The organism is Ructibacterium sp. SJQ-7, assembly GCF_054696575.1.
In genome coordinates this window covers 1,483,637-1,498,246 of sequence record NZ_CP195193.1, presented here as the reverse complement: position 1 = coordinate 1,498,246, position 14,610 = coordinate 1,483,637, and the positions used below count along the sequence as shown (strand labels likewise).

General features: G+C 39.7%; 14 protein-coding genes. 12 read left to right on the top strand and 2 right to left on the bottom strand.

What is annotated here, in order from left to right; all coding sequences use genetic code 11:
- The first annotated feature begins 92 nt into the window (after nucleotides 1-92).
- Both ACSAMO_RS06880 and ACSAMO_RS06875 read left to right on the top strand, forming a co-directional pair.
- A complete protein-coding gene (locus ACSAMO_RS06880) occupies nucleotides 93-785 on the top strand; it encodes an iron-sulfur cluster assembly scaffold protein (RefSeq protein ID WP_022230920.1) in 693 nt (230 codons plus the stop codon).
- A 24-nt stretch (nucleotides 786-809) separates the two neighbouring features.
- The gene (locus tag ACSAMO_RS06875) at nucleotides 810-1,820 is read left to right on the top strand and encodes a GGGtGRT protein (protein ID WP_022230921.1); all 1,011 of its coding nucleotides are present in this window, start codon (nucleotides 810-812) and stop codon (nucleotides 1,818-1,820) included.
- A 61-nt stretch (nucleotides 1,821-1,881) separates the two neighbouring features.
- Here ACSAMO_RS06875 and ACSAMO_RS06870 read toward each other — a convergent pair whose 3' ends face one another.
- Together ACSAMO_RS06870 and ACSAMO_RS06865 are read right to left on the bottom strand one after the other, a co-directional pair.
- Nucleotides 1,882-3,552: a rhamnogalacturonan lyase B N-terminal domain-containing protein gene (locus ACSAMO_RS06870; RefSeq protein ID WP_499208999.1), complete on the bottom strand. Its 1,671-nt coding sequence runs from the start codon at nucleotides 3,550-3,552 to the stop codon at nucleotides 1,882-1,884.
- A 281-nt stretch (nucleotides 3,553-3,833) separates the two neighbouring features.
- A complete protein-coding gene (locus tag ACSAMO_RS06865; protein WP_412332166.1) occupies nucleotides 3,834-4,655 on the bottom strand; it encodes an ion transporter in 822 nt (273 codons plus the stop codon).
- Between the two features lie 198 nt (nucleotides 4,656-4,853).
- Here ACSAMO_RS06865 and purE point away from each other — a divergent pair, with 198 nt between their 5' ends.
- The 10 genes from purE to ACSAMO_RS06815 all read left to right on the top strand — a co-directional run bounded on the left by purE (nucleotide 4,854) and on the right by ACSAMO_RS06815 (nucleotide 14,601).
- Complete coding sequence (purE, locus tag ACSAMO_RS06860) at nucleotides 4,854-5,351, top strand: 5-(carboxyamino)imidazole ribonucleotide mutase (RefSeq protein WP_022230924.1); 498 nt, start codon at nucleotides 4,854-4,856, stop codon at nucleotides 5,349-5,351.
- Between the two features lie 41 nt (nucleotides 5,352-5,392).
- A complete protein-coding gene (purM, locus tag ACSAMO_RS06855; RefSeq protein ID WP_337871009.1) occupies nucleotides 5,393-6,451 on the top strand; it encodes a phosphoribosylformylglycinamidine cyclo-ligase in 1,059 nt (352 codons plus the stop codon).
- 110 nt (nucleotides 6,452-6,561) lie between these two features.
- Nucleotides 6,562-7,158: a phosphoribosylglycinamide formyltransferase gene (purN, locus tag ACSAMO_RS06850; RefSeq protein WP_022230926.1), complete on the top strand. Its 597-nt coding sequence runs from the start codon at nucleotides 6,562-6,564 to the stop codon at nucleotides 7,156-7,158.
- 132 nt (nucleotides 7,159-7,290) lie between these two features.
- Nucleotides 7,291-8,004 carry an IMP cyclohydrolase gene (locus tag ACSAMO_RS06845; RefSeq protein ID WP_499208998.1) on the top strand — a complete coding sequence of 238 codons (714 nt, stop codon included), beginning with the start codon at nucleotides 7,291-7,293 and terminating at the stop codon, nucleotides 8,002-8,004.
- 37 nt (nucleotides 8,005-8,041) lie between these two features.
- Nucleotides 8,042-9,214 carry a phosphoribosylaminoimidazolecarboxamide formyltransferase gene (locus ACSAMO_RS06840; protein WP_022230929.1) on the top strand — a complete coding sequence of 391 codons (1,173 nt, stop codon included), beginning with the start codon at nucleotides 8,042-8,044 and terminating at the stop codon, nucleotides 9,212-9,214.
- Nucleotides 9,215-9,454: 240 nt separating this feature from the next.
- A complete protein-coding gene (gene purD / locus ACSAMO_RS06835; RefSeq protein ID WP_499208997.1) occupies nucleotides 9,455-10,714 on the top strand; it encodes a phosphoribosylamine--glycine ligase in 1,260 nt (419 codons plus the stop codon).
- Between the two features lie 108 nt (nucleotides 10,715-10,822).
- A complete protein-coding gene (locus ACSAMO_RS06830) occupies nucleotides 10,823-11,305 on the top strand; it encodes a deoxycytidylate deaminase (protein ID WP_022230931.1) in 483 nt (160 codons plus the stop codon).
- Nucleotides 11,306-11,442: 137 nt separating this feature from the next.
- Nucleotides 11,443-11,934: a cell division protein ZapA gene (locus tag ACSAMO_RS06825; protein WP_147513888.1), complete on the top strand. Its 492-nt coding sequence runs from the start codon at nucleotides 11,443-11,445 to the stop codon at nucleotides 11,932-11,934.
- A gap of 2 nt (nucleotides 11,935-11,936) precedes the next feature.
- Nucleotides 11,937-13,994 carry a U32 family peptidase gene (locus tag ACSAMO_RS06820; RefSeq protein ID WP_499208996.1) on the top strand — a complete coding sequence of 686 codons (2,058 nt, stop codon included), beginning with the start codon at nucleotides 11,937-11,939 and terminating at the stop codon, nucleotides 13,992-13,994.
- A 19-nt stretch (nucleotides 13,995-14,013) separates the two neighbouring features.
- On the top strand, nucleotides 14,014-14,601 hold the full coding sequence (locus tag ACSAMO_RS06815; protein WP_484111151.1) for a Maf family protein: 588 nt from the start codon (nucleotides 14,014-14,016) through the stop codon (nucleotides 14,599-14,601).
- Nucleotides 14,602-14,610 lie beyond the last annotated feature (9 nt).

Sequence of the window (14,610 nt, the reverse complement as noted above, 5' to 3'; positions counted from 1 at the left end):
TTTGTATATTTTTTTATTGATACAATGAAATTAATATGTTATAATGAAGATAATGAGCGGATTTTGCCGCATAAATCGAAAGGAGTAATAGTATGAAATATTCAGCAGAAGTAGAACATATGTGTCCTTTGACAAAAGGAGCATATCACGGTCCTGCTCCAATCCCTCAAGAGGGTAAATGGACACAGGCAAAGGAAATTAAAGATATTTCCGGTCTTACACACGGTGTTGGTTGGTGTGCACCTCAACAGGGTACTTGTAAACTTACACTAAACGTAAAAGAAGGTATTATCCAAGAGGCATTGGTAGAAACAGTCGGATGTTCGGGTATGACACACTCAGCTGCTATGGCATCAGAAATTCTTGTAGGCAAGACAATTCTTGAGGCTCTTAATACAGACCTTGTCTGTGATGCTATCAATACAGCTATGAGAGAGCTTTTCTTGCAGATTGTTTACGGTCGTACACAAACAGCTTTTTCAGAGGACGGTCTTCCAATCGGTGCAGGCCTTGAGGACCTTGGTAAGGGACTTAGATCACAGGTTGGTACAACTTATGCAACACTTGAAAAGGGCCCAAGATACCTTGAACTTGCAGAAGGTTACATAACAAAGATTGCAGTTGATGATAACAACGAAATTATCGGTTATAAGTTTGTTCATCTTGGTAAGATGATGGAAATGATAGCTAAGGGTATGGACGCTAACGAAGCTTTGGAAAAGGCAAGCGGACAATACGGAAGAGTTGACGATGCTGCAAAACTTCTTGACCCAAGACACGAATAATCTGAAAAGGGAGGTAAATATATAATGGCTTTATTTGAGAGTTATGAAAGAAGAATAGATCAAATCAATGCTGAGCTTAAAAAGCATGGCATTTCATCAATAGAAGAAGCAAAGAAAGTCTGTGATGACGCTGGTGTTGACGCATACAACATCACAAAGAGTATTCAGCCAATCTGCTTTGAAAACGCTTGTTGGGCTTACACAGTAGGTGCGGCTATCGCAATTAAAGACGGTGTTAAGACAGCTGCAGAGGCTGCCGAGAAAATCGGTCTTGGCTTGCAGTCATTCTGTATTCCTGGTTCTGTTGCCGACGACAGAAAGGTTGGTATCGGACACGGTAATCTTGGCGCAATGCTACTAAGAGAAGAAACAAAATGTTTCGCATTCCTTGCAGGTCACGAATCATTCGCAGCTGCTGAGGGTGCTATCGGTCTTGCAAGAAGTGCAAACAAGGCTCGTAAGGAAGACCTAAGAGTTATCCTTAACGGTCTTGGTAAGGACGCCGCTCAAATCATCTCAAGAATTAACGGCTTTACTTATGTACAGACTAAGTTTGATTACTATACGGGTAAGCTTGAAATCGTTAAGGAAACAGCTTACTCAAAGGGCGAAAGAGCAAACGTTCGTTGCTACGGCGCAGACGATGTTCGTGAAGGTGTTGCTATAATGCACCACGAGGGCGTTGACGTTTCTATCACAGGTAACTCAACTAACCCAACAAGATTCCAACACCCTGTTGCAGGTACATATAAGAAAGAATGTATCGAACAAGGTAAGAAGTATTTCTCAGTTGCATCAGGCGGCGGTACAGGTCGTACACTTCACCCTGATAATATGGCTGCAGGTCCTGCTTCATACGGTATGACAGATACAATGGGTCGTATGCACTCAGACGCTCAATTCGCAGGTTCATCTTCAGTTCCTGCTCACGTTGAAATGATGGGTCTTATCGGTATGGGTAACAACCCTATGGTTGGCGCAACAGTTGCTGTTGCCGTTGCCGTAGAGGAAGCTGCAAAGGCCGGTAAGTTCTAATTTAAAGAGCGGTATTATAAAAGACACCATTTAGCAAATGCTAAATGGTGTCTTTTTTGTACTATTCAAGTTCGATACAGTCGATTGATACAGCCGGACTAAGATAATCCGAGCCACTGCTACCGCTTATAACGTTAAGTTTAAGCCGGTTCCAATCTCTTGTGTTTTTATTAAATGCCGATGCAGGTACTGTAAATGAATAAGTATAATTGTTACCTCTGTAAGTACCGATTGTCATTAAACGAGTACCCGGTTGATTCGATGCTGACGGTAATTTAGACGCCCACGAATTTACCGATGGCTGAATACGTCCGCCGATATAACTTCCTGTAATACCGATTTTCAAAGTGTGGTCTTTGGCGGCTTGTTCGGAATTGAGTCTGAAATATACTATAAGTCCGTTATTGACATCTTTAAAGATGTAACAAGGGAATGATGATGCGTCTGATGTGCCGACAATGTAGTTGCCTTTCCAAGATTCAACGCGACTGTCTGCCGGGTGCATTTTAGTCATAAGTGAACCGTTCTTAAATTCAAGCGGTGTACCGTCCCAATCGCCGATTCTCCATGTTACGTCATTGTCTGACGGGTCATCGGTAATTGTTATTGAATTTAAAATTTTTGTACCGCCTGCAGTTACCGTTACATCAGTTGTGTAAACAGCAAGCTCATTTTTGTAAATTGTCATTGTATATGTTCCCGGCAGCATATTTGTGCAGGAGAAGTATCCGTTTGAATCAGATGCTTTTGTCCAATATTGAGCCTCGTCATTTGAGAAACCTACAACGTACTCATAATCTGATTTCATATTTTTGATACCTACTCCGGCAACTCTGCCTCTGCCGCTTGAACCGACCCAACCGTGAATGCCAAGCGAATCAATCCAATCTGTCTTTAAATTGCCGGCATATAATTTTGATGAAGGTTCGCCGCCGTCAGTGAATGCAAGTACATAAGGACCTTGTAAGCCGTAACGCTTAACATCGGTCTGTGCCATACCGTAGTAAAGTATTTCGTAAAGATTTACGGCAACATTTGTATTATCTCTGATAAGAGAACGATAGAACGGACCGCCGGATGCTTTTTCGTGATTACTGCGTACAATGTATGCACCGACGTTGCCGTTTGATATACCTGTGTAATTATAATCCATTACTCTTGTATCTGAATAATGTTTTGAATATGTGTAACCGGTTGAGGTATCGGTGAATATATCCTTTGCCTCAAGGGTTGAATACGAACTATACCAACTGTTAGAAGTATTCAAAACAGGGAATAGTGACGGTTTAAGTCTGACAATGTAGCGTGTTACGGTTACACTGTCATCGGCGATATATGTAAACATATAGATGTTGTTTTCACCTTTGCGTGCAACGTAGTATTGCTCTAATGTTCCGTAAACTACTTTGACCATTATTACTGAACTGCTTGGCTGTGAAATTGTTACGTCCGACTGACCAAGACCGATTTCAACGTGTGAATTTTTGTTTGTGTAGCCGTTGTAGTCAGTTCCGTTGTAAATAAGCGATGAAATATCACCGTTTGAACGTTTTACTTTAAACACAAGGTTTGCACCCGTGTCTATGGTGTAATTTGTACTGTCCTCGGTGTAACCGAAATCAGCCAAAGCCGAACTTGGTATGATGAATGCGGAAATCATCAAAGCCATAAATATGGCAAGTCTTAACAGTACGCCCCTCTTTGAACTCTTTAGTTGTGATTCGTTTTTCATAAAACTCTCCTTTCGTTTCATGCTCTCCCATTTCCTTAAACTCCACATGAGCTAAGAATAACACGGCTTTGTGCAATGCGTCAATATATTTTTTGCAAGCGAAGAAAAATTGTAGAAGTAGCACAAAAACGAAAAAAGGATTGGTATAAAATAGACAAGAATATTTTGTGATTTGGTGTAATATTAGTATAATGTTACAGAGTAAATTTGGTAATTGCAAATACTTTTTAAAAGCTCAAAAGGTTGCATTAATTTCAAAAATGCAAAATCTATAATTTGCTTTAGAGGTTTTTACTGTCGTATTTTTCGAGGATTTCTCTGATTTTTGCTATATTGTCTTCGGTTAATTGCTTATTGTTGTCCTCTATATTTTCCATAAACCCTGCCGATATAATTCCTGTAGGAACAGCCACAAGCCCTATTCCCAATAAAGCAATTATTGCACTGAATATTTTTCCTGCTACGGTAAGAGGATAAATATCCCCATATCCCACAGTGGTAAACGTAGATATTGCCCACCATAAACCCGAAAAAGCATTTGAAAAAACATCGGGTTGAACAGGGTTTTCAAAGTAATACATAATAACCGAAGAAATAATCATCAATAAAAATACAACAAATATTGACGAAACTAATTGATCGGATTTTTTCTTTAGTACATTACCTATTGAAGATAATCCCGATGTATATCGGTTCATTTTGAAAAGTCTGAAAAGGCGAAGTAATCTTATTAACCGCAAAATTCTTAAATCAATGGGTAATAGAAACGGTATGTAAAATGGCAGTATTGCTAATAAATCGACAATAGCCATCGGAGAAAAGAACAATTTTATGCGTGCAATGAACGGTTTCTTTTCCGGATATAATAAATCGGCAGTCCAAAGCCTTAATATGTATTCAACAGAGAAAATTATAACGGAAACAATCTCTATAATTAAGAATATACGGATTTTTAATGCGGATAAGGAAAAGGTTGCTGCGATAATAGTTACGGTATTAATTAAAATTAATGTGACGATAACTAAGTCGAACATTTTACTTAGAATGCTTGAATTATCGGCAGGTTGAATAATTTTAAAAATTTTATTTTTTATTGATTTCATCTTATACACCTACTACTTTAAATTTGATTATTTAATTTTATCATATTGGTTAGTTAATTGCAATAAATGTTTACAGATGAATTTTTAGTTAATATAAGTTAAATGAATATGCAAGAAATATTGACAACAGGGTCGATTTTTGATACTATTATTATGTATTACTATAAGTAAATTTTAGGGAAGGACAGGTGAGTTTTTATGACTCCTAAAGTAGCATTAATAATGGGAAGTGACTCTGATTTTGAAAAATTAAAGAGTTGCGTTGCAAAGCTTAAAGAATTTAAAATTGAGGTAGATGTGAATGTAATTTCTGCACACAGAACACCTGACAAAGCGGCAGAATTTGCCAAGAATGCCGAGAAAAACGGTATTGAGGTTATAATTTGTGCGGCAGGTATGGCGGCACATCTCGGTGGAGTTATAGCGGCTCACACAACAGTACCTGTTATAGGTATTCCGATTAAGTCAACACTTGAGGGTATGGACGCACTTTTGGCAACAGTCCAAATGCCTCCTGGTATCCCTGTTGCGACGGTCGGTATAGATAACGGCACGAATGCGGCGATTTTGGCTGCACAAATGCTTGCTATTAAATATGATTATTTGAAAGACGCTCTAAAAGACGCAAAGGTTAAAATGGTTGAGGGCGTCGAGAAAAAGGACGAAAAAATTAAAAAAGCAGTTGCAGAAATGTAATTTGATATTTAAGTGAAAACAATTTTAAAGGAGATAAAAATATGAGTGAAAATGCGTACAAACAAGCAGGTGTAGACGTTGAGGCGGGCTACGAATCAGTAAGACTAATCAAGGACGACGTTAAAAAGACAGCGATTGAGGGCGTACTTGGCGGAATCGGCGGCTTCGGCGGACTTTTTGAAATGCCGAAAAACTACGAAAATCCTGTACTTGTTTCGGGTACTGACGGTGTAGGTACAAAAATTAGAGTTGCTTTCCTTATGGACAAGCACGATACTATCGGTCAAGACTGCGTTGCAATGTGTGTAAACGACATTGCTTGTTCGGGTGCAAAGCCGTTGTTCTTCCTTGACTATATCGCAATCGGTAAGAATGTTCCGGAAAAGGTTGCACAAATCGTTAAAGGCGTTGCGGACGGCTGTGTTTTGTCGGGTTGCGCGCTTGTAGGCGGTGAAACTGCAGAACATCCGGGAATGATGCCGGAAGATGAATATGACGTTGCAGGATTTAGCGTTGGTGTTGTTGAAAAGAGCAAAATCACTGACGGTAAAAATGCAAAAGCAGGTAACGTGCTTATCGGTATCGCGTCAAGCGGTGTTCACTCAAACGGCTATTCACTTGTAAGAAAAGTTTTCGGTCTTAATGACGATAACGCAAAGGAAACTCTTAATACATATTCAGACGAACTTGGCAAGACAATCGGTGAGGAACTTTTGACACCGACAAGAATTTACGTTAAACCGCTTCTAAAGCTTATTGACGAAGTCGGTATTAATACCGTTTCTCATATCACAGGCGGCGGATTTATCGAAAATGTTCCGAGAATGTTGCCTGACGGTTTGAAAGCCGTTATCAAAAAGGGTTCATGGGAAGTTCTTCCTATATTTAATCTTATGCAGAAAAAGGCTGATATTCCTGAAAGAGATATGTACAACACATTCAATATGGGTATCGGTATGATAGTAGCTGTTGATGCGGATAAGGCTGAAAAGGCTGTTAAGTGCCTTGAGGACGCAGGCGAAAAAGCTTATATTATCGGTGAACTTGTTGACGGCGAAAAAGGTGTGGAGATAGTCGGTAATAATGAGGTTATCTCGTAAAAAATATGAGGCATCTCTCGGGTTTAAAAGGAACTTGAAGTATAAACATACATCAGCGTTCCTTTTGCTCCTGATATATACCACATCTTTTTCACGAGGAGGTTTAATTTATGAAAAAAATAGGTGTTCTTATTTCGGGCGGCGGCACGAATTTACAGGCTTTGATTGATAAACAAGGTACTGTTTTGAAAAGCGGTAAGATTGTGTGTGTATGCTCAAATAACAGTAAGGCGTACGGTCTTGAACGTGCAAAAAATGCAGGTATTGCGACTAAAGTAATCCGCAAAAATGCCGATTGCGGCGGTGATAACGACGAATTTAACCGACAAATTTGTGCGTATATGAAAGAAATGGACGTTGATGTGATTGTACTTGCAGGATTTTTGGCGATTTTGGGCGGTGACTTGCTTAAAGAATACGCAAATAAAATTGTCAATATCCACCCGTCACTTATACCGTCATTTTGCGGTGACGGCTTTTACGGATTGAAAGTACATCAGGCGGCACTTGATTACGGTGTTAAAGTGACCGGAGCAACGGCACATCTCGTAAATGAAATCACAGACGGCGGTAGAATTTTATTACAAAAAGCGGTTTATATTGAGGACGGCGATACGCCTGAAATTTTGCAAAAACGTGTTATGGAACAGGCAGAATGGATTATTTTGCCTCAAGCCGTTGAATTGGTTTGTGCCGATATGGTGTGATGACCACCACTCCGTCACTTCGTGACACCTCTCCTTAAGGAGAGGCATTATATGGCTCTCCCTTGAGGGGAGCTGTCGACTTTGTCGACTGAGGGGTGGCTTTATGGATACAAAGTTAAAAGGAGAAGTATAATGAAAAAAATTGATATATATGAAGAACTAAAAAGCAAAGACTATCCGGGTCGTGGTATTGTAATCGGAAAAAGTGCTGACGGTAAAAGTGCCGTTACGGCATATTTTATAATGGGCAGAAGTGTAAACAGCCGTAACCGTGTATTTATTGAGGACGGCGACGGTATTCGTACACAAGCGTTTGACCCGTCAAAGCTTGAAGACCCGCATCTTATCATATATGCACCTGTTCGCGTGCTTGGTGACAAGACTATTGTTACAAACGGTGACCAAACAGATACGATTTACGAACATATGGAAAACGGTCAGACATTTGAACAGTCATTAAGAACACGTGAATTTGAGGACGATGACCCTAACTTTACACCGAGAATATCGGGTATTATTGAACCTAACAAGGGCGGATTTGATTATTCAATGTCAATCCTAAAGAGTGCTGACGGCAATCCGCAGTCTTGTCAAAGATATACTTTTTCGTATAACAATCCGCTTGACGGCGAGGGTCACTTTATCCATACATATATGGGTGACGGCAGTCCGCTTCCGTCATTTGAGGGCGAGCCTAAAAAGGTTGCAATTCCAAACGATATTAATGAATTCACAGACGGTCTTTGGAATTCACTTAATGCGGATAATAAAGTTTCGTTGTTCGTAAGATTTATCGACCTTGCAACAGGCGAAACAAAAACAAAGATTGTAAACAAAAACAAATAATATTTACATAAATAAAAAACGAAAGGACGATAAAATAATGAATGAAATGCAATTAAAGTACGGCTGTAACCCTAATCAAAAGCCGTCAAGAGTGTTTATGGAGAATGGAGATTTACCGTTTGAAGTAATTTGCGGAAGACCTGGTTATATTAACCTTTTGGACGCGCTTAACGGCTGGCAGCTTGTAAAGGAATTGAAGAAAGCAACAGGACTTCCTGCCGCAACTTCTTTTAAACACGTTTCTCCTGCCGGTGCGGCTGTTGGACTTCCGTTGTCTGACACATTGAAGAAGATTTATTTCGTTGATGACGTTGAACTTACTCCGCTTGCCAACGCATATGCACGCGCAAGAGGTGCTGACAGAATGTCGTCATTCGGTGATTTTATCGCTCTTTCGGACGTGTGTGATAAGGCTACCGCACTTCTTATAAAGAAAGAAGTTTCAGACGGTGTTATTGCTCCGGGTTATACAGACGAGGCACTTGAAATTTTAAAAGCAAAGAAAAAAGGCAATTACAACATCATAAAGATTGATGAAAATTATAAGCCTGCCGAAATTGAAAGAAAGCAAGTTTTCGGTGTCACATTTGAGCAAGGCAGAAATGAACTGGATATTAATGACGAATTGCTTGGAAATATAGTAACGAATAACAAGGAACTTTCAGACGAGGCAAAGAGAGATCTAAAGATTGCGCTTATAACATTGAAATACACACAGTCAAACAGTGTTTGCTATGTTAAGGACGGTCAGGCAATCGGTATCGGTGCAGGTCAGCAGTCGAGAATACATTGTACACGTCTTGCAGGCAATAAGGCTGATATATGGTGGCTGAGACAAGCACCGAAAGTGCTTGGTTTGCAGTTTGTTGACGGAATTAAGAGAGCCGACAGAGATAATGCGATTGATGTGTATATTTCAGATGAATATATGGATGTACTTGCAGACGGCGTATGGGAAAAGACATTTAAAGTAAAGCCGGAAGTGTTCACAAAGGAAGAACAAAGAGCATGGCTTGATAAGAATACAGATGTTGCACTTGGTTCAGACGCATTCTTCCCGTTCGGTGACAATATTGAAAGAGCCAAAAAGAGCGGTGTTACAGTAATTGCACAACCCGGCGGTTCAATTCGTGACGATAATGTTATTGAAACGTGCAACAAGTACAATATGTGTATGAGTTTCACAGGTATAAGATTGTTCCATCATTAATCCCAAAGACGCATAATCAGTTCCATATGCACTTCAAAGCAATGGGGCGGTACACGCGTACAGCACCCATTGCATTTCGGCACATCTGAAACTGATTCTGCGACTTTTACTGGTTGGTATATTTCGTATTAAACGGCTCGGGGCGGTACCTATGTACAGCACCGCTCGCCGTTTCAAACGAACTGCACACAATTCTGCGATTTTAATTGGTGAGTATTTTAATTAAAGGGAGAACGAATTATGAAAATATTAGTAGTAGGCGGCGGCGGACGTGAGCATGCTATTGTTTGGAAAATAGCGCAGTCGCCAAAGGTAGATAAAATTTATTGTGCACCGGGTAACGGCGGTATTGCGGAACTTGCGGAGTGTGTTGACATCGCCGCAACGGATATTGAAAATATGGTTAAGTTTGCAAAGGACAATGCGATTGATCTTGTTATGGTTGCACCTGACGATCCGCTTGTACTTGGTATGGTTGACGCAATGGAAAAAGAGGGTATTCGTGCATTCGGACCTCGTGCAAATGCCGCTATAATAGAGGGAAGTAAGGCTTTTTCAAAGGAACTTATGAAGAAGTACAATATTCCTACCGCAAATTATGAAGTGTTTACAGACAGTACGTCTGCGATTGATTATATCAAAGCGCAAAACACGTTTCCGACAGTTATAAAAGCCGACGGACTTGCACTTGGCAAGGGTGTTATCATAGCACAAAACCTTGAGGAGGCTGAGCAAGCCGTTCGCGAAATGATTGACGACGGAAAGTTCGGAAAGAGCGGAAGTCGTGTAGTAATCGAAGAATTTTTGACAGGTCCCGAAGTCAGTGTACTTGCATTTACCGACGGTAAGACTGTTAAACCTATGGTATCGGCACAAGACCATAAGAGAGCATATGATAATGATGAAGGTCTTAACACAGGCGGTATGGGTACATTCTCACCGAGCCGTTTGTATGATGATGCAAAAGCGGAAGAATGTATGAAAAATATTTTTGTTCCGACTATTAAGGCTATGAGCAGTGAAGGCAGACCTTTCAAGGGCGTACTTTATTTCGGTCTTATGATGACTGCGAACGGTGTTAAGGTTATTGAATATAACTGCCGTTTCGGTGACCCTGAAACACAAGTTGTTTTGCCGAGATTAAAAACTGACCTTGTTGAAATTATGGAGGCTATTATTGATGAACGCCTTGATGAAATCAACATTGAATGGGAAGATAATGCGGCGGTATGCGTTGTTATGGCGTCGGGCGGTTACCCTGTAAGCTATAAAAAAGGCTATGAAATCAGCGGTCTTGATAACGTAGGCGATTTGACTGTGTTCCATGCAGGAACAGCGGTAAAGGACGGTAAAATCGTTACTAACGGAGGACGTGTTCTTGGTGTTACGGCTGTCGGCAAAGACCTTGACGAGGCTATTAAGAATGCTTATGCAGGTGTTGCAAAAATTTCTTGGACAGATGAATTCCATAGAAGTGATATAGGTATAAAGAAATATTAATTTAAAAGTTGTTCGACATTTAGTCGAACAACTTTTTTTCTTGACTAATGATTTTAGGAATGTTAAAATTGTTATATGACGAAAGATTTCTTTGCTGGAGGATTGAAGATGAAAAGACAAGATTATATATCATGGGACGAATATTTTATGGGGATTGCGTTACTGTCGGCACAGAGGAGCAAGGACTCGCATACACAGGTTGGTGCGTGTATTGTAAATCATGAAAATAAAATATTGTCGCTTGGGTATAACGGTATGCCGACAGGGTGTTGCGATGACGATATGCCTTGGGAAAGAAACGGTGAAAATCCTGTAAATACGAAATATATGTACGTTTGCCATGCCGAACTTAATGCGATTTTAAACAGAAGTTCAGGCTCGCTTGAGGGCGCTAAGCTGTATGTAACGCTGTTCCCTTGCAACGAATGTGCGAAGGCGATTATTCAAAGCGGTATCAAGGAAGTTGTGTATATGTCCGACAAATATGCCGATGAGGCTAACACTATTGCGTCAAAGAAAATGTTTGACATGGTAGGTATTAAATACAGAATATATGAAAAAACGGGCAGAAAATTAACGATAGAATTATAAGAACGGCGTGACCGTTCTTTTTTTATAAAATATTTTGAAAAAAGTCAAAAAAACTCTGTTTTTTTAATTGGTTTTATTGTATAATAAGAGTATATTAGGTATTTTATGCGAAAAAATTAAGAAACGGAGATGAAGTCATGGCGGTGAACAGAGTTTCAATAACCATTAATTCACGTCAATATACAGTTGTTGCTGAGGAAAGCAGAGAGTATATCGAAAGATTGGGCGAACATATAAATGAAAAGGTTAAAAACGTTTTGAATGGCGGTCAAAATGTTCTTGGGGAACGTCCTATTGTTTTGGCGGCACTTAATATTTGTGACGAATATTTCAAAGCACTTGAATCGGACGATTCGGTAAAGGTTGAAATAGAAAAATTAAATTCAAAAATCGATAATTTAAAAAAAGAGAACGACTCGCTAAAAAGAGAACTTGATGACGCAAAAAGCGGACAGGTTACGATTGATGAAACAGAATTGAATGCCGAATTAACATCAACAAAAAAAGACCTTGAAACAGCAAATAAAAACAATAAAACTCTTGAAGAAACTATTAAAAGTTTAAAAGAAAAACTAAAAGCATACGAAGAAAATACAGTTGTATCAGACGGCAAGAAGAAGGTTAAATGAGTATGGAACTTTTAGCACCTGCCGGCAGCAGACAGGCACTTACGGCGGCGGTACAATCGGGAGCGGATGCGGTATATCTCGGCGGTCCGCAGTTCGGTGCACGTTACAGTGCCGAAAACTTTACAATCGAAGAAATGAAAACGTGGGTGGATTACTGCCATTTATACGGTGTTGACGTTCACGTTACGGTAAATACGCTTGTTAAGGAAAAGGAAATTGAAAGCCTTAAAGAATATTTGAAGCAACTTAATAAAATCGGCGTTGACGCACTTATTGTTCAGGATATGGGCGCTGTGGAGATTATCAAAAAGACTGTTCCGGATATGACTTTACACGCAAGCACGCAGATGACCGTTACAAGTCTTGAGGGTGTAAAATATCTTGAGGATATGGGATTTTCAAGAGTAGTTTTGGCGCGTGAATTGTCGGAAAAAGAGATAGAGCATATTTGCAAAAATGCAAAAGCGGAAATTGAAGTTTTTGTTCACGGTGCAATTTGTATGTGTTACTCCGGACAGTGCCTTATGTCGAGTATTTTAGGCGGCAGGAGCGGTAACAGAGGTCGTTGCGCTCAACCGTGTCGATTGCCGTATGATTTGCTTGAAAACGGCAAAACGGTTAAAAGCGGATATGTTTTAAGTCCTAAAGATATGGCACTTGTGAATGACTTGGGGACACTAAAACGTATAGGCGTAACATCACTGAAAATTGAGGGACGCTTAAAAAGAGCGGAATATGTATCCGCTGTTGTGGGCGTGTACCGAAATTATCTTGACAAGGGCGGAAACGTGTCAAAAAAAGATATGCAGGAACTGCTTGACGCATTTTCAAGAACAGGTTTTACAGACGGATATTTTAAAGGCAATCTCGGTAAAAATATGATGAGCCACGATACTCCGAGTAACAGTGCGGAAAATAAATTTACCGATGAGGCGAAAAAACGTGCCGCAGAGGACGCAAATATCCGTAAAATCAACACAGGTATTATGGGGACACTAAATATTGATGCCCCGCTTGAACTTACAATGTACGATAATGACGGACATTATGCGTATGCACAAGGGACACTAAAATCCGAAAAAGCATTCCATAAACCTATGGACGAAAAAAGACTTCGCGACCAGCTTTTAAAACTTGGAAGTACACCGTTTGAATGTGACGATATAAATATTACGATAGACGACGGAATTACAATTCCGATTAAGGAAATAAACAGCGTAAGACGTGAATGTTGCGAAAGCCTTATAAATCAAAGACAAATGCGTGAAAAAGGCAGAGAACTTGACTTTGAAATTGAGCATAGCAACCGTAAAAACACGAATATAATACTCACTTGTGAAGTTAGTGATGAAGAACAGTTCAAAGCCGCAGTTAAAAATAACATAAAAAGAATATATGCCCCCAATGATTTGGTGGGGACACTAAAAGATGTGCCTGACGATGTTGAAATAATATCAAAATCGGCGGATATATTTTGTGAAGAGAATATAAAGACGGACGGCGTACTTGTTTCGTCACCGGCGGCAATTTACAAGTATAAAGATAAAGAGATATACGGCGATTTCAGATTGAATGTTTTTAATTCGCAAACGGCACAGCATTACGGCGATTTGAAAACGGTTACATTATCTCCTGAACTTAATTTACATGAAATTGCCGATTTATGTGAAAATACAAACGCTAATCTTGAAGTTATAGGCTACGGACATATTCCGCTTATGTTGATGAAAAACTGCCCGATAAAGGCTATGGGAAAATGCCAAAAGGGCAAAATGATATACAAGCTGAAAGACAGAAAAAGAGAGGAATTTCCGATTGTCTGTTCAAAAGGCTGTATAGCAAAAATTTTAAATTCAAAGCCTATATTTATGGCGGATAAAATCGCGGATTTAAAAAAACTTAAAATAAACAGTATCAGATTGATATTTACTGTTGAAAAATTCGCTCAATGTGATAAAATAATAGATATGTATAAGAGAGCTTTAAACGGCGAAAAAAATGTGCAGAGTATGACGGAAAACACATACACAAGAGGACATTTTTATCGCGGTGTGCTTTAAGAAAGGTTATAATGCAATGATAGATTTTATACTTGCGTCGGGTTCACCGAGAAGAAAAGAACTTTTGGAGCTTATGGGACTTGAATTTAAGGTGATTGTTTCGCAAGCGGACGAAGATTCCGTTTCAAAAGATTTGAAACCCGAGCTTTACGTGCAGGAGCTTGCACTTTTAAAGGCGAGTGCAACCGCGAAAGAGGTTTTACGCAATAAAAATGCGGTTATAATTTCAGCAGACACAATCGTAACGCTTGACGGACAAATACTCGGTAAGCCGAAAGACGAAGATGACGCATTTAATATGCTTTCAAAACTTTCGGGACGTGAACATGAAGTATATACGGGATATTGCGTTATGCGAATAAGTGACGGAAAAGCCGTTTGCGGAAAAGTTAGGACAAAAGTAAAGTTTAAAGATTTGAGCGATGACAAAATTCGCGGATATATAAATTCGGGCGAGCCTATGGATAAGGCAGGTGCATACGGAATACAGGGACTCGGTTCACTTTTGATTGAAAAGATTGACGGCGATTATTTTAATGTTGTCGGTCTGCCGATAAGTGCACTTGCGGACACGCTTGAGGACGAAATGGATATAAAGATATTATAAAAGGAGAAC